This is a genomic window from Pseudoclavibacter caeni, from assembly GCF_008831125.1.
GTDB lineage: Bacteria > Actinomycetota > Actinomycetes > Actinomycetales > Microbacteriaceae > Pseudoclavibacter_A > Pseudoclavibacter_A caeni.
Map to the genome: position 1 here is coordinate 31,449 of NZ_WBKA01000008.1, position 17,360 is coordinate 48,808.

The 17,360-nt window shown below is 75.2% G+C and carries 17 protein-coding genes; 11 read left to right on the forward strand and 6 right to left on the reverse strand.

All coding sequences use genetic code 11. The annotated features are described in order from the left end of the window. Nucleotides 1-23 precede the first annotated feature (23 nt). A complete protein-coding gene (locus F8O02_RS08480) occupies nucleotides 24-1,364 on the forward strand; it encodes an MFS transporter (protein WP_158036817.1) in 1,341 nt (446 codons plus the stop codon). A 27-nt stretch (nucleotides 1,365-1,391) separates the two neighbouring features. Here F8O02_RS08480 and rsmA read toward each other — a convergent pair whose 3' ends face one another. From rsmA to metG, 3 genes are read right to left on the reverse strand one after another with little or no spacing between them, the layout of a single operon-like run. Beyond that, on the reverse strand, nucleotides 1,392-2,366 hold the full coding sequence (gene rsmA, locus F8O02_RS08485; protein ID WP_158036818.1) for a 16S rRNA (adenine(1518)-N(6)/adenine(1519)-N(6))-dimethyltransferase RsmA: 975 nt from the start codon (nucleotides 2,364-2,366) through the stop codon (nucleotides 1,392-1,394). A 2-nt stretch (nucleotides 2,367-2,368) separates the two neighbouring features. Next, the gene (locus tag F8O02_RS08490) at nucleotides 2,369-3,307 is read right to left on the reverse strand and encodes a TatD family hydrolase (RefSeq protein ID WP_158036819.1); all 939 of its coding nucleotides are present in this window, start codon (nucleotides 3,305-3,307) and stop codon (nucleotides 2,369-2,371) included. A gap of 10 nt (nucleotides 3,308-3,317) precedes the next feature. Continuing rightward, nucleotides 3,318-4,913, reverse strand: coding sequence for a methionine--tRNA ligase (metG, locus tag F8O02_RS08495; protein ID WP_158036820.1), 1,596 nt, complete (start codon nucleotides 4,911-4,913; stop codon nucleotides 3,318-3,320). Between the two features lie 198 nt (nucleotides 4,914-5,111). On the opposite strand from metG, the gene F8O02_RS08500 reads away from it, so the two are divergent. The 5 genes from F8O02_RS08500 (at nucleotide 5,112) to F8O02_RS09045 (ending at nucleotide 9,827) form a co-directional block, all read left to right on the forward strand. Then, the gene (locus tag F8O02_RS08500) at nucleotides 5,112-6,470 is read left to right on the forward strand and encodes a dihydroorotase (protein WP_225734243.1); all 1,359 of its coding nucleotides are present in this window, start codon (nucleotides 5,112-5,114) and stop codon (nucleotides 6,468-6,470) included. A gap of 163 nt (nucleotides 6,471-6,633) precedes the next feature. Continuing rightward, on the forward strand, nucleotides 6,634-6,933 hold the full coding sequence (locus tag F8O02_RS08505; RefSeq protein ID WP_158036821.1) for a WXG100 family type VII secretion target: 300 nt from the start codon (nucleotides 6,634-6,636) through the stop codon (nucleotides 6,931-6,933). Nucleotides 6,934-6,940: 7 nt separating this feature from the next. Further along, the gene (locus F8O02_RS08510; RefSeq protein WP_158036822.1) at nucleotides 6,941-7,345 is read left to right on the forward strand and encodes a hypothetical protein; all 405 of its coding nucleotides are present in this window, start codon (nucleotides 6,941-6,943) and stop codon (nucleotides 7,343-7,345) included. Further along, complete coding sequence (locus F8O02_RS08515) at nucleotides 7,345-9,069, forward strand: hypothetical protein (RefSeq protein ID WP_158036823.1); 1,725 nt, start codon at nucleotides 7,345-7,347, stop codon at nucleotides 9,067-9,069. The genes F8O02_RS08510 and F8O02_RS08515 overlap by 1 nt, the downstream gene beginning before the upstream one ends. Before the next feature lie 155 nt (nucleotides 9,070-9,224). Next, a complete protein-coding gene (locus F8O02_RS09045; protein ID WP_179416266.1) occupies nucleotides 9,225-9,827 on the forward strand; it encodes a hypothetical protein in 603 nt (200 codons plus the stop codon). Between the two features lie 112 nt (nucleotides 9,828-9,939). On the opposite strand, the gene rsmI is transcribed toward F8O02_RS09045, so the two are convergent. The 3 genes from rsmI to F8O02_RS08530 are packed head-to-tail and all read right to left on the reverse strand — an operon-like array spanning nucleotide 9,940 to nucleotide 12,727. Then, complete coding sequence (rsmI, locus tag F8O02_RS08520) at nucleotides 9,940-10,761, reverse strand: 16S rRNA (cytidine(1402)-2'-O)-methyltransferase (RefSeq protein WP_158036824.1); 822 nt, start codon at nucleotides 10,759-10,761, stop codon at nucleotides 9,940-9,942. Then, nucleotides 10,758-11,951, reverse strand: coding sequence for a VanZ family protein (locus tag F8O02_RS08525; RefSeq protein WP_158036825.1), 1,194 nt, complete (start codon nucleotides 11,949-11,951; stop codon nucleotides 10,758-10,760). Before F8O02_RS08525 ends, rsmI begins: the two co-directional genes overlap by 4 nt. Continuing rightward, nucleotides 11,948-12,727 (reverse strand): TetR family transcriptional regulator, encoded by a 780-nt coding sequence (locus F8O02_RS08530; protein ID WP_225734244.1) that lies wholly within the window; start codon nucleotides 12,725-12,727, stop codon nucleotides 11,948-11,950. The genes F8O02_RS08525 and F8O02_RS08530 overlap by 4 nt, the downstream gene beginning before the upstream one ends. Before the next feature lie 77 nt (nucleotides 12,728-12,804). Between F8O02_RS08530 and F8O02_RS08535 the strand changes: the two genes are divergently transcribed. The 5 genes from F8O02_RS08535 to F8O02_RS08555 are packed head-to-tail and all read left to right on the forward strand — an operon-like array spanning nucleotide 12,805 to nucleotide 17,314. Continuing rightward, on the forward strand, nucleotides 12,805-13,464 hold the full coding sequence (locus tag F8O02_RS08535; RefSeq protein WP_158036827.1) for a biotin transporter BioY: 660 nt from the start codon (nucleotides 12,805-12,807) through the stop codon (nucleotides 13,462-13,464). Between the two features lie 8 nt (nucleotides 13,465-13,472). Next, nucleotides 13,473-14,726 carry an AMP-binding protein gene (locus tag F8O02_RS08540; protein WP_179416265.1) on the forward strand — a complete coding sequence of 418 codons (1,254 nt, stop codon included), beginning with the start codon at nucleotides 13,473-13,475 and terminating at the stop codon, nucleotides 14,724-14,726. Between the two features lie 22 nt (nucleotides 14,727-14,748). Further along, on the forward strand, nucleotides 14,749-15,984 hold the full coding sequence (locus tag F8O02_RS08545; protein ID WP_158036829.1) for a thiolase family protein: 1,236 nt from the start codon (nucleotides 14,749-14,751) through the stop codon (nucleotides 15,982-15,984). Beyond that, complete coding sequence (locus F8O02_RS08550; RefSeq protein WP_158036830.1) at nucleotides 15,981-16,721, forward strand: energy-coupling factor ABC transporter ATP-binding protein; 741 nt, start codon at nucleotides 15,981-15,983, stop codon at nucleotides 16,719-16,721. The genes F8O02_RS08545 and F8O02_RS08550 overlap by 4 nt, the downstream gene beginning before the upstream one ends. Next, nucleotides 16,718-17,314, forward strand: coding sequence for an energy-coupling factor transporter transmembrane component T family protein (locus F8O02_RS08555; RefSeq protein WP_158036831.1), 597 nt, complete (start codon nucleotides 16,718-16,720; stop codon nucleotides 17,312-17,314). The genes F8O02_RS08550 and F8O02_RS08555 overlap by 4 nt, the downstream gene beginning before the upstream one ends. The last annotated feature ends 46 nt before the right edge of the window (nucleotides 17,315-17,360 follow it).

Sequence of the window (17,360 nt, forward strand, 5' to 3'; positions counted from 1 at the left end):
AGAGAGACAACGAGGTACCTGCCGTGAGCACCACCGATTCCCCCACCGACCCGAACACGCCATCCGCGCCCCGCACCGAGACCCCCGACGAGGAGCGCGTGCGGCTGCGCCGGGTCGCCGTGGCCACCGTCGTCGGCACCACTGTCGAGTGGTACGACTTCTACCTGTACGCGACGATGGCCGCGATCGTGTTCGGCACGGTGTTCTTCCCCGCCGGCGACTCGCAGGCGGCGACGCTTAAGGCGTTCGCGACCTTCGCGATCGGCTTCATCGCCCGCCCCGTCGGCGGGATCGTCTTCGGCCATCTGGGCGACCGGATCGGGCGCAAGCACACGATGGTGATCACCTTCCTGCTCATGGGGCTCGCCACCGCGGCGATCGGCCTGCTGCCGACGTACGCGCAGGCCGGCTTCTGGGCCCCACTGCTGCTCGTCGTCATCCGCATCCTGCAGGGCATGGGCGCAGGCGCCGAGTACGCCGGCGCCGCCGTCAACGCCTACGAGCACGCCCGTCCCGAGCACCGCGGCCGACAGGGCGCCTGGCCCGCGCTGGGGCTCAACCTCGGCCTCGTGCTCTCCTCCGGCACGGTCGCACTGCTGACGGTCGGCGGCGACGACTTCCTGATGGGCGGCGGCTGGCGCATCCCGTTCATCGCGAGCATCGTGCTCGTCGGCATCGGCCTGTGGGTGCGAGAACGGATGCCCGAGTCCCCGGAGTTCACCGAGGTGAAGCGGGAGCAGCGCACCGTCTCGTTCTGGTCGGTCGTGCGCACCCAGTGGCGCGGCCTGCTCGTCGTACTCGTCGTGGCGATCGGCTACAACGCCCTCAGCTACATCTTCAAGACGTTCTCGATCGCCTATCTGGCCGAGTTCCAAGACGTCTCGGCGAACCTGAACTCCACGGCGATCACCGTCGCCGGCGTGGTGGCGCTGTTCACCGTGCCCCTGTTCGGCCGCCTGTGCGACGCGATCGGCAGCCGACGCGTGATCATGCTCGGCGGTCTCATCGCCGCGGCGTTCGCGTTCGTGTTCCTGTGGCTGCTGCGGGTGGCCGAGCCGTGGTCGGTGTTCCTCGCTATCGGGTTCGGCACAGGCGTGCTCGCCCCGATGATGTTCTCGTCGCAGGGATCGTTCCTCAGCCGGCAGTTCCCCGCCGAGTCTCGGTCGACCGGGGTGGGCACGGCCCGCGAGATCGGGACCGCGATCGCCGGTGCGCTCGCCCCGCTGGGCGCCCTGTCGCTCGTGACCACCTCGCCGACGAACTCGACGACGGGCGTCGGGATCGTGCTCGTCATCGCCGGGATCGTCGTCGTGGTCGGCGCCCTGTTCGATCAGGGCCGCCGCTTCAGCGACGCGAGGAACTGAGCCGGGTCAGGCACCCGCGTCGCCCCGTCAGCGGGTCATGATCCGGGCGACGCCCGCGAACTCGGCGACGCCTAGCCGCTCGGCGCGGGCGCGCGGGTCGACGCCGGCCGCGGTGAGCGCCGTCTCGGCGGCGGCCGGGGAGCCGAACACGCCGGAGAGCGACTGGCGCAGGGTCTTGCGCCGCTGGGCGAAGGCTGCGTCGACGAGCGCGAACGTCCGCCGGCGCAGCGCCTCGTCGCCGGGACGCTCCGCGGTCGGGCGGATCTCGCCGGCGAGCAGCGCGCTGGTCACGTTCGGCGCCGGCCAGAACACGTGGGTGCCCACCGTGCCGGCCAGCCGCCAGACCCCGTACCAGGCCGCCTTCACGCTCGGCACCCCGTACACCCGGCCGCCGGGAGCCGCAGCGACACGCTCGGCGACCTCGGCCTGCACCATCACGAGCACCCGGCGGATCGTCGGGAACGTCTCCAGCAGGTGCAGCAGGATCGGCACCGCCACGTTGTAGGGCAGATTCGCCACGACCGCGGTCGGCCCGGCCGCTGCGGGATCGGCATGGCCGGCCCACGCCGTCCGCCACGTCTCGGCGGTGAGCGTCGCGGCGTCGGCGGCGATGACCCGCACCATGCGCCCGGGCGCGCGGGCGGCGATCGTCCGCGGCAGCGCCTCGGCGAGGGCGGGGTCGATCTCGACGACCGTCACGTCGTCGCAGACCTCGAACAGCCCGAGCGTGAGCGAGCCCAGCCCGGGGCCGACCTCGACGACGTGGTCGTCCGCGCCGATGCCGGCCTGGGCGACGATGCGCCGGATCGTGTTCGGGTCGATCACGAAGTTCTGCCCGAGCCGCTTCGTCGGGTGGATGCCGAGGGACGCGGCGAGCTCGCGCACCTCCGCGGGGCCGAGCAGGGCGACCGCGTCCCCGGGCCGGTCGGGAGCCGCGGCGCCCCGCGCACCGACCCTCGCGTCCGCGCGCTCGCCGGGTGCCGTCTCCTGCGCGCCGGCCATGCTCACCACTCCCCGTACACGCGCCGAGCCGTCTCGCTCGCCCGCGCGGCCATCGTCTCCGCGTCGAGCCCGCGTTGCGCGGCGACGAACCGCAGCGTCAACGGCAGCAGGTACGGGGCGTTCGGGCGGCCCCGGAACGGCGTGGGGGTCAGGTACGGCGCGTCCGTCTCGACCATGATGTGGTCGAGGGGCATCCGGGCGAGCCCCGCGCGCACACCCGCGGCGTTGGCGAAGGTGACGGTGCCGCTGAAGGACGCGTACCAGCCATGCTCGGCGAGCACGTCTGCCAGCTCGGCGTCGCCGGAGAAGCAGTGGAAGACCGTGCGCTCGGGCGCCCCGACGCGCAGCAACGTGTCGACGACCTCGCGGTGGGCATCGCGGTCGTGGATCTGCAGGGCGAGCCCGTGGGCCTTCGCCAGCTCGATGTGCCGCTCGAACGCGGCGATCTGGTCGCCGAAACGCTCCGGCGGCGTGTAGTGGAAGTCGAGGCCGGTCTCGCCGACCACGCGCACGCGCTCCTCGCCGGCGAGCCGGTCGAGCTCGGCGAGCGCGTCGTCCAGCACACCCGCGTCGACGTAGGCGGGCACCTCGTTCGGGTGGATCGCGACACCGGCGAGCATCCGCCGGTCGCGGGCCGCGTGCGCCGCGCCCCAGCGCGAGGATGCGAGGGTCGTCCCCGCCTGCACGATGCGGGTCACGCCCACCGACTCGGCCCGGTCGAGCTGCTCGCGCCAGTCGGCCGGCGCGTTCGGCACGCCCGCCGGCCAGGGCTCGGACTCGGGCGCCGCGGCGTCGGACCCGGCCGGGACGGCCGGTGCGGCATCCGCCAGGACGCCGTCGACGAGCGCCGGCTCGATGTGCGTGTGGTCGTCGATGACGGGCACGGTCAGCGGCTCCGGCAGCGGCGGGTAGCTGGGGTCGCGGTGGTGGTGGCGACTCATCGCGGCCCGTTCACGCCTGGTGACGCGGCACCGGCGTGGCCGGCACCTCGGAGGCGTCGACGCGCGGGAACAGCGGCGCGATCGTGTGCACGACGGGCCGGGCGCGCTCCGTCCACCGGTCGGCGGCGGTGATCGTCACGTCGCGCACGTCGCCCTCGCCGAGCACCGACCACAGCGTGGCGCACGCCTTCGGGATGATCGGCGACAGCAGCACGGCGAGCGCGCCGATGCCGCGCCAGGCGGTGTTGAGGATCGTGCCGAGCCGGGCGATGTCGCCGGTCTTCGCCACCGCCCAGGGCTCCTGCTCGGTGATGTAGCCGTTGAGCACGTCCACGAGCCGCCAGATCTCGGCGGTGCCGCCGTTGATGTCGAAGTCGAGGAAGCGGGCGTCGGCCGCGGCCGGGGCCTGCCCGACCAGGTCGAGCACGACCCGGTCGGCGGGGGTGACGTCGCCGGCCTCGGGCACCGTGCCGTCGAAGTACTTGACGATCATCGCGAGCACGCGGCTGGCGAGGTTGCCGAAGCCATTGGCGAGCTCGGCCTCGTAGCGGGCGGCGATGTCCTCCCACGAGAACGAGCCGTCGTGCCCGAACGAGATGGCGCGCATGAAGTAGTACCGGAACGCATCCGACCCGAATACGTCGGTGATCTGCGTGGGCGCGATGCCGGTGAGCTTCGACTTCGACATCTTCTCGCCGCCGACGAGCAGCCACCCGTGCCCGAACACGTGCTCGGGCAGCGGCAGCCCCGCGGCCATCAGCAGCGCCGGCCAGATCACGGCGTGGAACCGGAGGATGTCCTTGCCGACCAGGTGCATCTGCGGCGGCCAGCGGCGGGCGAACGCGGCGGCGGCGTCGCCGTAGCCGACGGCGGTGGCGTAGTTCATCAGCGCGTCGACCCACACGTAGAGCACGTGCGCGGGGTCCCACGGCAGCTTGATGCCCCAGTCGAAGCTCGAGCGCGAGATCGACAGGTCGGTCAGCCCCTGACGGACGAACTGGACGACCTCGTTGCGGGCCGAGTCCGGGCGGATGAAGTCCGGCTGCCGCTCGTAGAGGTCGAGCAGCGGCTGGGTGAACTCGCTGAGCTTGAAGAAGTAGTTGCGCTCCTTGAGCAGCTCGACCGGCTTCGAGTGGATGGCGCACACGCGCTGGCCGGCGAACTCGCCGGTGCCCTCGACCAGGTCGCTCTCCTGCTTGTATTCCTCGCAGCCGACGCAGTAGTACCCCTCGAACTCGCCCGGGTAGATGTACCCCTTGTCGTAGAGGTCCTGCACGAAGCGGCGCACGCCCGCCTCATGGCGAGGCTGCGTGGTGCGGATGAAGTCGTCGTTGGCGATGTCGAGCGTGCGCAGCAGCGGGTGCCAGGCGTCCTCGACGAGCCGGTCGGCCCACTCCTTCGGGGTGACCCCGTGCTCGGTCGCGGTGCGCAGGATCTTCTGCCCGTGCTCGTCGGTGCCGGTGAGCAGGAACGTGTCGTCCCCGCGCTGGCGGTGCCACCGGGCGAGCACGTCGGCGGCGACCTCGGTGTACCCGTGGCCGATGTGGGGCACGTCGTTGACGTAGAAGATCGGGGTCGTGATGAAGAAGGATGCGCCAGTCGCCATGACCTCCATTCTATCCGCGCCGTTCGACACCGGGCCGCGCGCCGCACACGGGACGCCACACGGCGTCCGTAGACTCGCAGGTGAAGGCCGTCAAAGGACGTGAGCGCGTCGACCGACCCGGCGGGAGGACCCGGCAGGCACGGGTCACGGCGGAGTCCGAGCCGAGACGCCCACCGGCACACGAGTCGAGGGAGAGCGATGAGCGAGAAGCGCACCACGAGCACGACCGACGCCGAGGACGTGCGGGTACCCCGGATGAACGGCGCGGTGCTCGTCACCGGGGTGCGCCCGTACGGCGAGGCGCCGTGCGACCTGCTCATCGACGGCTCCGTCATCGCCGGGGTGTTCGACGTGGCGCTGCGGCCGCTCGTGCTCTCCCGCGTGCAGCCGGCGCGCGTGGTCGAGGGCGACGGCCTGATCGTCCTGCCCGCGTTCGTCGACCTGCACACGCACCTGCGCGAGCCCGGCGGCAGTGACCAGGAGACGATCGCCACCGGCCTCGCGGCCGCCGCCGCGGGCGGCTTCGCCGACGTGTTCGCGATGGCGAACACCGACCCTGTCACCGACACCCCGGAGCGCGTCGCGTGGATCCGCGACCAGGCCGCGGCGGTCAGCCGGGTGCGCACGCATCCGGTCGGCGCGGTGACCGTGGGCCTCGGCGGCGCGCAGCTCGCCCCGATCGCCGAGCTCGCGGACGCCGGGGTCACCCTGTTCTCCGACGACGGTCGCTGCGTCGACGACGCCGGCCTCATGGCCGCCGCGCTCTCCGAGGCCGCCGAGCACGGCGCGGCGATCGCCCAGCATGCCCAGGCGCACGCGCTGGCCGGCGCCGGGCAGATCAACGCGGGGTTCGCGTCCGAGCGCACCGGGTTCGCGCCATGGCCCGTGGCGGGCGAGGCGGCCGTCGTCGCCCGCGACGCCGTGCTCGCCGCCGAGACCGAGGGGCACCTGCACGTCTGCCACGTCTCCACGGCGCGGACGCTCGAGGTCGTCCGCCAGGCGAAGGCGCTGGGCTGGCCGGTGACGGTCGAGGCCACCCCGCACCACCTGATGCTCAGCGACGATCTCGCCGCCCTCGGCGCCCCGCTGTTCAAGGTGAACCCGCCGCTGCGCTCGCGCGCGGACGTCGCCGCGCTGCGTCGGGCGGTCGTCGACGGCACCGTCGACTCGATCGGCACCGACCACGCCCCGCATACCGTCGCCGCGAAGCAGTGCGGGTGGCCGCTGGCCGCATTCGGCATGACCGGGCTGGAGACCGCGCTGCCGGTCGTCGCCTCCGTGCTCGAGCGGGACGGCGAGGTCGACTGGCGGCTGCTCAACCGCGTGATGCACGACCAGCCGGCCCGGATCGGCGGGCTGCCCGAGGTCGCCGACCAGCAGGTGCGCGCCGGCGACGAGGCGACGCTCGTGTTCGTCGACGACCGGGCGGAGCTGACCGTCAACGCCGCCCGGCAGCGCACGAAGGCGCTCAACACCCCGTTCCAGGGCGTGACCTTCCGGTTCGCGGTGGTCTCGACCTTGATCGCCGGCCGGCAGGTGCACGGGGATCTGCTGTAGGGGGCGTTCCTCCGCCCCGGTCAGCCTTCCACAACGCGATCGGCGCGCTCAGGTTCTCCACAGCGCCCGCCCGCACCTCCTCCACGCGCGCCGGCGTCGGTAGCGTCGACCTCGCCGTCCACCCGTGACGCCCCGTCACGACGGCAGACCCCGAGGAGGAATCATGAGCGCATCCGGCATCACCGTCTCCTACGAGCAGATGGACGCCGCGGCGAGCCGCCTGCTCGCCCAGCGGCAGACGATCGACGCGGAGCTCGACCGCGCCCGGGCCCTGGTCGACGAGCTCGTCTCCGGCGGATTCGTCACGCAGCACGCGTCGGGACGCTTCGGCGCCGCGGCCGAGCAGTTCGTCGCGGGCGCCCGGCAGACGATGTCGGGGCTGGACGAGATGGGCGGGTATCTGGCCCGGGCGGCGCAGACGCTGCAGCAGGTCGACCGGGATCTCGCCGCCCGCATCCACTGAGGCCGCCATGCTGCGACTGGATCACATCACGCTCGATGACGTCCGCGGCGGACTCGGCGCCGCCGCGGACGACCCGGCACTGAGGCAGCTGCTGTCCGCGCCGGCCACGGCCGCCGTGTCCTCCGGCGCCGCACAGGTGGACGCCGCGATCGCCCGGCTCGCACAGGCGCTGGCCCACGCGGGCCGGGCCCTGCAGGAGTCGTTCGACCTCGCCGGGCGGGCGGTCGCCGTCACCGCCGAGACGTTCGCCGCGGTCGATCGCGCACTGGCCGAGGAACCCGCGATCGACCTCTCCCCGACCGCGCTGCGGACCGCCACCGGGGCGGGCCCCGGGACGACCGGGGCCGATGCTGCACGGCCGAGCGCTGGAGAGCAGGCCGCCATCGGCTCCGAGACCGCCGAGGCCGGATGATGGCCGCGTGGACGGGAGCGGACGGGGTGCTCCCCGATCCCGCTCCGGATGTCGGGGACGCCGCCGCGATCGACGCGCTGGGCGGCCGGCTCGCCGAGACGGATGCCGCACTGCACGGACTCGTCGCCCGCGCCGAGGGGCTCGCGGGGACGCTGGCAGGGCAGGAGAGTCTCACGACCGCGCGGATCGTCCGGGCGGTGCGCCGCTCTGACGTATTCGCGACGGAGGTCGCCCGGACGGCCGGGCACGGCGGCGCCGTACTGCGCGACCACGCCCGCGAGGCGCGGGACCTCGCCGACCGGGCCAGCGCCATCCGGAGCACGGTCGACGACACGATGGGGACGATCGCGGCGATCCGCTCCGCGCTCACCGGGCTCGGCGTCGCCGGGCTCGGTCCGTGGACGTGGCGGCCGCCCGGGTCGGCGCGCGGCCGGCTGGGCGACCACGCGCTGGGCCTCCAGCTCTCCGCGGGCGCGGACGCCGTGGATGCGGCCCGGGCCGCTGAGCGCTCCGCACTGCTGACCCGGTGGCGGCAGGCCGAGCAGACTGTCGATGCCGCCCTCGCCCGCTGGGCCGAGCTGCAGGCGGCCCGAGGCGAGCTCGACGCCCGCACCGCGAGCCGGCTCGGCGAGCCCGCGCTCGTGGCCCGGCTGGGCGGTCTGGACGCCGCGACCGGTACGGCCGCCGCCACGGCGATCGGCGGGTGGGCGCACGCCACGGGCGCCGTGCTCGCCGAGCTCGAGCGACTCGACGGCGATCCCGAGCAGGTGGCCGCGCTGTGGGCGCGGACCGACGCGGCGGCCCGGGAGCGTCTCGTCACCGAGGCGTCGCTCGTGATCGGCAACCTCGCGGGCATCCCGCTGGCCGTGCGCATCCGGGCGAACCGGCTGACCGCCGAGCGCGAGCTGGGCCGGCTCGAGCGCCGGCTGCGCGCCACCGTCGAGCCGTCCACCCGAGCCGGCCTGCTCACCCGCATCGCGTTCCTGCGCCGCGTGGTCGCCGGCGACGCCGTCGACGACGACCGCCCGCCCGTGCATCTGGTCGGCTACAGTCCCGCCGAGGATCGCATCATCACCCTGCACGGGTCGCTGGCCGGGCTCGAGCGCGTGCTCATCGTCGTGCCGGGCACCGGCACCGAGCTCACGCACCTCGTCGACGGCCAGGCGACCGCGCTGGCGGAGTCCGTGCGGCGCACCTCCCCCGGCACGGCGGTGCTCGTCCACCGGGACGGCCCCTGGGTGACATGGACGGGGGACGGGGCGAACACCGACGTCACCCGGCTGCGCGAGCTCGGCGACGATCTCGCCCGGCTGCGCCGCGCGCTGGCGACGGAACTGCCGGAGGACGTCCCGGTCGGGGCCGTGGGGCACAGCGCCGGGATGAGTGTGGTCAGCGGCGCCGAGCTCGCCGGCGCCCGCTTCGACACCGTGCACTCGCTGGCCGGGTCGTTTCTGCTGCCGGGGTGGCGTCCCGTCAAGGGCACCGAGTACGTGCACTACCAGTACGGCTTCGACGGCATCAACGCCCTGGAGCTGCCCCGCACGCTCCAGGGCGCGGGGATCGCCACGCCGTTCGCCACGCCACCGTTCGAGCGCCGGGTGTTCGACCCCGCGGAGGAGCCCCAGCACGAGGACGACCCAGTCGCCAACCACATCCGCGTGTTCGACGGCGAGGAGCGCAATCCGCGGGTGATCGACGGCATCCGCCGGGACATCGAGGAGTGAGCCGACCGGTGGCCGACCGGGCGGTGTGCACACAGGACAGGAGCAGCGGCATGGACGCGCCACGACGACGAGACGACCTCCGCGACCGGCCCGGGACACGACCGACGCACCCCGGGCATCCGCCCCCGCCCGGACCACGTGGGACGCACGGGCTCGTGCCACGAGCGCCGCGGGCGCTGCCCCTGCTGACCGGGCTGCCGCTGCTGGCCGTGGCACTGGCCGGATGCACCCCCGACGCCCCCGAGCGCACGGGCACGCCGTTCTCGGAGGCGGAGGCCGCCAGCGGCGTGGTGACCCGGCTGCAGCTGATCCGCGACGTCCTCGACCCCGCCACCATCATCGCGGTCGACGAGCCAACCGGGTCGCTGCAGCTGACCTCCTGCGGCCGCTCCTCGGGCACGGTCACCGGCGACGACGTGATGACGATCACGCTCACGGACGCCCAGGCCGCCGGCGAGGCCGCCGACGCGGTCGCCGCCCACTGGCAGTGGCAGCCCGGATCCCAGATGCGCCGCTGGCGGCTGGACTCCGAGGGCGAGCGGGTGGAGATCACCGACGCCGACGGCTACAACCTCTGGGCCTCCAGCGGCGAGGGGGCCGAGCAGCGCGGCCGGCTCTACGTCACCGTGCTCTCCCCGTGCTTCCCGCACGGCTCCGCGGGGCCGGTGCCGTACGGCAGCCCGTACGCGTCATACTCCCCGCCGGCGACCCCCACCGCGCGGGCCTCGCCGCAGCCCCCGTACGGAGGTGCCGCATGAGCCCGGCCATCGGTGCGCCCGGCATGCCACGGGGACGCGTCCGCCACCCCGCCGGACCAGCCCCGTCAGACCAGCCCCGCCGGATCAGCCCCGCCGGATCAGCCCCGCCGGATCAGCCCCGCCGGGCACGCAGCGCGAGGTCGTACAGCTCCCGCCGGCTGACCCCGGTGCGCTCGGCGACCGCGCGGGTGGCGTCCTTGAGGCGCATCCCGCCGTCAACGAGCCGCCGCACCTCGTCGACGTGGTCCTCCGGGCTGGTCCGCCGCTCCGGCGCGCCGCCGACGACGATGACCACCTCGCCGCGCACCCCGGCCTGCGCCCACTCGTGCAGCTGCGCGAGCGTGCCGCGCTCGGTGTGCTCGAACCGCTTGGTCAGCTCGCGGCTGACGCTAGCCGGCCGGTCGGCGCCGAACCCGGCGATCATGCTCTCCAGCGCGTCGGCGACTCGATGCGGCGACTCATAGAAGATCATGGTGCGGCGCTCGTCGGCGAGCTCGCGCCAGAGTCGGGCGCGCTCCCCTGGCCTGCGGGGCACGAACCCCTCGAAGCTGAACCGGTCGGTCGGCAGCCCGGAGACCGCGAGCGCGGAGACCGCCGCGGTCGGCCCCGGCACGATCGTGACAGTGACGTCCGTGCCCCGGGCCGCGGCGACCAGATGGTAGCCGGGGTCGCTGATCGTGGGCATGCCGGCGTCGGAGACGACCACGACGTCCTGCGTGCGGGCGAGCTCCAGCACCTCGGCGACGCGACCGCGCTCGTTGAAGTCATGCATGCTGAGCATCCGCGGCCGGTTGGCCACGCCGAGCACCTCGAGCAGGTGCAGGGCGTTGCGGGTGTCCTCGGCGGCGATGACGTCGGCCCGTTCGAGGGTCTCGACGAGTCGGGGCGAGGCGTCGGACGCGTTGCCGATCGGGGTTCCGGCCAGGATGATCATGCGTGTCCTCCATCTCTCGGGCGGGTGCTCCCGCAGTCCGACCGGGGGCCGCCCGCAGGCGCCGCACCACCGGCCACGAGCCCCGACGGCCGGTCCCGCTGGTCGACGACCCGCAGCCCGGCGACGAGCGCGGGGATACCGCGGTGGTCGCGCGGCCACCACACGCCGACGACCGCGAGCAGGATGAGCACCTGGGCCGTCGTCTGCAGGAGCGGTCGTACGACGGCGAACGGCCCCGACGAGGCCTGGCCCGTCACGTCAAGCAGCATGTCGGCCATCCCGACGACGCCCGCGCCGCCGCTGCCAAGCAGGAACCGCAGGGCGCGGGCCAGCCACGCCGGCCGCCCGTCGGCCGGCCGGGTCACGAGCAGCACCGCCCACTCGCCGAACGTGCGCCCGCCGCTGGCGACCATGACCAGTTGCACGGCGAGCGGCACGCCCCAGACCGCCGCGACGAGCCATGGGTTCGCGGGCAGGTCCGCCGCGCCCGGCAGGCCGAGCCCGGCGGCGACCACGGCCGCCGACAGCCGCAGCAGCTCCGGCAGCACGAGCACGAGCATCCCGTCGCTGATCGCGGCCATGGCCCGGCGCAGCGCGGTGACCGGGGCGGGGGCGCCGGCGTCCGCGCGCTCGCCCCGCCGCGCGAACGGCAGCGCGAGCAGCGAGCCGAGCACGGCGCCGGCGGTGTTGGCCAGCAGGTCGTCCACATCGAACACGCGGTACGCGCACGGGTACACGCCCCACACCCCGGTCAGCTGGGTGAGCTCGATCAGCAGCGAGACGGCGAGGCCGACCCCGCCGGCGACGAGGACGCCCCGCCGGTGACGCACGCGCAGCAGCGCGCCGAGGGGCGCGAACAGCAGGAGGTTCAGCGCGAGCTGCCAGACAGTCATCGAGCGCAGCAGCACGCCCGGCGAGGGATGCGCGGCCAGCAGGCGGCGCAGGTCGTCCAGTGGGACGAGCTGCACGGCTCGGCATCGGTAGCCGGCGGAGGGCAGCGGCAGCAGCGTGTACGCGACGAGGCCGGCCAGGTACACGGCCATCAGCACCCAGCCGAGCACCCACCAGACGCCGGCCCCGCCCCGGCGGCGGTAGCTGACGACGACGAACGGCACGAACAGCACGACCGCGACGAACGTCCCGACGAGCACCGCGAGGACGGCGAGCCGGGGCTGGAGCACCGAGGTCATCGGGCCGCCTCGCCGCGCGCCGGCCAGGACTCGCCGGCGCCGGGCTCGGCCGCATCGGCCGTGCCTCGGGTGCCGGCCGCACCGTCGGCACCGGCCGCGGACACGCGCGCGTCGAGCCCGTCGACGAGCAGGTCGACGCCGAAGGCGACGTCTCCCGGCAGGTCCGCGACCTCGGGGACGTCGGCGAGCGCGCCGTCCGCGAGCGCGTGCGCGACCGGGGCGGGGTCGCCGACCGCCACGCCGAGCGCGCGTGCCTGGGCGCGCTGCTGCTCGTGCTGGGTGGAGCCGAGCACGAGGTGCAGCATCGCCTGGGCGGCGGCGCGGGCGACGTCGTCGGGCACGCCGGCGGCGGCCGCGGCCAGGGTCAGGTGACGCTCGGGGACGTCATGGCCGAGCCCCAGCGCGATGGTGCTCGCGACGACCTCGGCACCGTCGCGGTGCTCGAGCAGCGCCAGGCGCAGCCACACCGCCTCGGCGCGCAGCCGGCCGGTCCAGCCGGGCAGCCGCTCGGCGACCCGGGCGAGCAGCGCGTCGCGCTCCGGCCGGTCACGGGTGATCCAGTCACTCACGGCGGCGAGCAGCGTCTGCTTGTTCGCGAAGTGCCAGTACAGGGCGCTCGGCCGCACGTCGAGCTCGGCGGCGAGCCGCCGCATGGTCAGATCCGCCAGCCCGTAGCGGTCGAGCAGCGCCACGGCCGCGGCGAGCACGTCGTCACCGGAGTGCCGCACGCGCCCTGCGGACGGGCGCACGGAGGACGGTGACGGTTCGGCGGGCACATGTCGAGTGTACCGGCGCATCCGACACGGCACGCGAACGTCGTTCAGGTGAACACCGTTCAGGTATACTGCGAGACATGTCCGCACACCGTTCCTTCGACAACCGTGACATCGCCCGCATCGCCGTGTTCGCCGCGTTCATCGCCGCGCTCGGCCTCGTCGGCCCGATCCCCGTGCCCGGTCTGCCCGTGCCGGTGACCGCCCAGACGCTCGGGGTCATGCTCGCCGGCGCCGTGCTCGGCGCGACCCGCGGGGCGCTCAGCGTCATCGCCTTCGAGGCGCTCGTGTTCGTCGGCCTGCCGCTGCTCAGCGGCGGACGCGGCGGCCCCGGCGTGTTCGTCTCGCCGACCGCCGGCTACCTCGTCGGTTTCATCGCCGGAGCCTGGGCCGTGGGCCTCATCACCCACGCCGGCTCGCGCGTCGTGTGGTGGCGCACCCTGCTCGGCACGATCGTCGGCGGCATCCCGGTCATCTACGCGTTCGGCATCCCGATCAGCGCCCTCGTCGCCCGCCTCGACCTCGGCCAGGCCGCGATCGCCTCCCTCGCCTTCCTTCCCGGCGACCTGCTCAAGGCCGTCGTCGCGACCCTCGTCGTCCAGGCACTCGCGAAGGCCTACCCCCAGGCGTTCCCCACTCCTCGACGGCGCGCCCGCGCCGCGGCGGCAGCACCAGCCACCACGGCGACCCCGACCGCCGCCACGCCGCCCACCGCGAAGCCCGCCGACCCGCGAGCATGACCGCCCCGATGCCCGGCGCGGTCCCGGCCGACCTGTTCACGCCGATGCGCGGTGCGGACGCCACGATCGTGACCCGCATCCGCGCCGCGCGCGCCGCCGGCCGCATCCCCGTGGTGGGCGACGTCCGCTGGCCCGACGCCGTGTGGCGAGCGGCCCGCGGCCCGCTCAAGGGGCCCGATGCCCGGGCCTTGCTCGCGGCCGCCGGCGTGCGGCCCGGGCTCGCCGGCGCCGACCTGCCCTGGGCCACACTGACCTCGGGCACCACCGGCACGCCGGCGACGATCGTGCGCTCGGCCGCCTCCTGGCGGGCCTCATACCGGGTCACCGAGCGGCTCGTGGGGCTCGCGGCGGACGATGTGATCGGCATCCGCGCACCCCTGTCGTCCTCGCTGACCCTGTTCGCCCTCGGCCACGCCGACGACCGGGGCCTGCCGTTCGTGCCCGGCGCGGGGATGCCCGCCCGGGCGTTCGCCGACCGGGTCACCATCGCCCATGTGACCCCCTCGCAGCTGGCCCGCCTGCTCGACGGGCTCGCCGACGCGCGCGGCGTCGTCCGCCCCGGCCGGCTGCGGGCCGCGCTCGTCGGGGCGGCGCACCTGCCCGACCGGCTGCGGCTGCGGGCCGAGCGCGCCGGGCTGCTGGTGGTGGCCTACTACGGCGCCGCCGAGCTCTCGTACGTCGCCGTCGCGCGCCACGACGGCCTGCACCCGATCCCCGAGGTGCGCACCCGCGTCGACGCCGACGGCACCCTCTGGGTCGCCGGCGACCTCGTCGCGGCCGGCCGCCTCGACCCGCCCGACCGCCCGGGCCTCCTGCGCCGCGACGGCGACTGGCACACCGTCGGCGACCAGGTGCGCCGCACCCCCTCGGGGGCACTCGAGCTGCTCGGCCGCGAGGACGGGGCGATCACGACCGCCGGGGTCACCGTGCCGCCCGCACCGGTCGAGCGGCTCGTCGAGACCGTGCCCGGCGTGGCCGCCGCGGTCGTCGTGGGCGTGCCCGCCCCGGTCGTCGGCGCGCTCATCGGCTGCGCCGTCGAACCCGAGGACGCGACGGCCGACCCCGCCGCGCTCGTCGCCGCATGCCGGCGGACGCTCGCATCCCGCCTGCCCGCCACACACGTCCCCCGCCGCTGGCGGGTGCTCGCCCCGCTGCCGCTCACCGCGAGCGGGAAGCCCGACCGGCGGGCGATCCTGGCCGCGCTCGGCGCGACCGCGGGGCAGGCCGTCCCACAGGGCGCCGGGAAGGCGAGGGCGCGATGATGAGTCGAGGAGGAGCGAGACCATGACCCCCACCGCATCCCGCATCGTCGCCGCCCGGCGCACACCGTTCGCGGTGCGCGGCGGCCGACTGCGCGACCTGCCCGAGGACGCGCTCGCCGCGGCCGCGATCCGCGCGGCGCTCCGGGACGCCACGGTGCTCGAACCGCGCCCGACGCTGCCGGTCGAGGAGGTCGTGCTCGGCACATGCACCGGCCCGGGCGGGGATCTCGGCCGCCGCGCCGCCCTCGCCGCCGGTCTCGCCGCGCCGGGGATCGCCGTGGACCGCCAGTGCGGCAGCGGGCTGGCCGCGATCGCCCTGGCCGACCGGCTCGTGCGCTCGCAGCCCGAGCCGGCGATGGTCGTCGCCGGCGGAGCCGAGAGCGCCTCCCGGGCGCCCGTGCGCACGCTCGACGGGGTGCCGTTCCGACGGGCGCCGTTCGCACCGGCCGGGATGCCCGACCCGGACATGGCCCAGGCCGCCGAGCTGCTCGCCGCGGAGGGCGGGCTCACCCGGGCGGCGCAGGACGCCTGGGCGCGCCGCGACCGCGAGCTCGCCCGCGCCGCACAGGCTCGCGGTGCCTTCGCCGCCGAGATCGCTCCGCTGGCCGGCGTGGACCACGACACGATCGTGCCGGCCCGGGTCGAGCCCGCGCTCGGCCGGCTGCGTCCGATCACCGCCTCACCCGCCGGGCATCCCGACTGGGCGCCCACGGTCGCCGCCTCGAACAGCACCCGCGACTGCGACGGGGCCGCCGCCGCAGTGCTCGTGCCCGACCGCGCAGACGACCCCCGCCCGGGCCTGCGCGTGCGCGCGGCGATCGCGGTGCCCGCAGACCCGGCCCGCCCCGGACTCGGCGCCGCGGTCGCCGTGCCCGTCCTGCTCGACCGGGCCGGGGTGACCCTCGACGAGGTCGCGGCGATCGAGCTCGTCGAGGCGTTCGCCGCCCAGACCCTCGCCGTGCTCGACGCGCTCGGGCTGCGCGAGCGGGCGAACGCGAAGCCGCGACACGTCCCCGGCGCCCGGTCCGACGCCACCGTGCCCCCGCCCGCCGCACCCGGCGTCGTCGACGCGCGCGTCGACGCGGACGGCGGCACGCTCGCCTGGGGGCATCCCTGGGGTGCGAGCGGCGCGGCGACCGTCGTGCGGCTGTTCACTCGGCTCGTGCGCTCCGGCGCCCCGGCCGGCACGCTCGGCCTCGCCGCCGTGTCGATCGGCGGCGGCCAGGGCGAGGCGCTGCTCGTGGAGGTCGTGCGATGAGCGACCGCAGGCACCCCAGACGCCCCGCCGGCCCCGATCCCGCCGGCCCCGCCGCGGCCGGCGTCCATCTCGCCCACGTGAGCGTCGAGGCGGGCGACACCCGCATCCTCGACGACGTCTCGCTCGACCTCGACGCCCGTCGCGTCGCGGTGATCGGGGTGAACGGCTCGGGCAAGTCGACGCTGCTGCGCGTGCTCGACGGGCTCGTGCGCCCCGTCTCGGGCACGGTGCGCGTGCACGGGATTGACCCCGCGGCCGCTCCCCGGGCGCTGCGCCGCCGGGTCGGGTTCGTGTTCACCGACCCCGACATGCAGATCATCATGCCCACCGTGCACGAGGATCTCGCCTTCTCGCTGCGCGGCACGGGGCTCTCCCGCGTGCAGATCGCCGAGCGAGTCGACGGGTGGCTCGCCGACCACGGGCTCGCCCATCGCCGCGACGCCCCGGCGCACAGCCTCTCCGGCGGGCAGAAGCAGCTGCTCGCGATCGGCGCGGTGCTCATCCGCCGCCCCGACCTCGTGCTCGCCGACGAGCCGACGACGATGCTCGACCTGCCCAACGCCCGCCGGGTCACCCGCCTGCTCGTCGAGGAGCACCCCGGCCAGATCGTCATCGCCACGCACGACCTCGACCTCGCCGCCCGCTGCGACCTCGCCGTGCGCTTCGCCGCCGGGCGCGTCGTCGACATCGGTGCCCCCGCCCGACTCATCGCCGACTACCGGGCGGAGTGGCGATGATCGCCCTGTACCGGCCGGGCACGAGCCCGCTGCACCGCCTGCCCGCCGGGGTGAAGCTTCTCACGCTCATGGGGCTCGCCCTCGCCGTGTCGCTCACGCCGCCCGTCGCCTGGCTGCCGGCCGCGCTGGCCGGGCTCGTGGTCGTCCTGTACGCCCTCGGCGGCCAGAGGCCGGCCGCCCTCGGCCATCAGCTGTGGGGGCTGCGCTGGATGATCGTCGTGCTCGCCGCGTTCCTCGTCGTCTTCCACGGGTGGCAGGACGCGCTGGTCACCACGAGCCGGATCGTCGCCGTGGTGCTGCTCGCCACGCTCATCGCGCTGACCACCTCGACGACGGAGCTGCTCGACGCGCTCGAGCGGGGGATGCGCCCCCTCGCCCGGGTCGGCGTGCGACCGGCCCGGGTCGCCCTCACCCTCGCCCTGACGATCACCGCGGTGCCCGTCATCGCCGCGCTCGCCGGGCGGGTCCGTGAGGCGCAGGTCGCCCGAGGCGCCCCGTGGAGCCTGCGGTCCTGGCTTGTGCCGCTGCTCGTGCTCGTGCTGCGGCACGCCGACGGGCTGGCCGACGCGCTCTCCGCCCGCGGGGTGGACTGAAGCCGCGTCCTGACACAGCCCCCGGCAGGGCCGCACTCCGTACAAT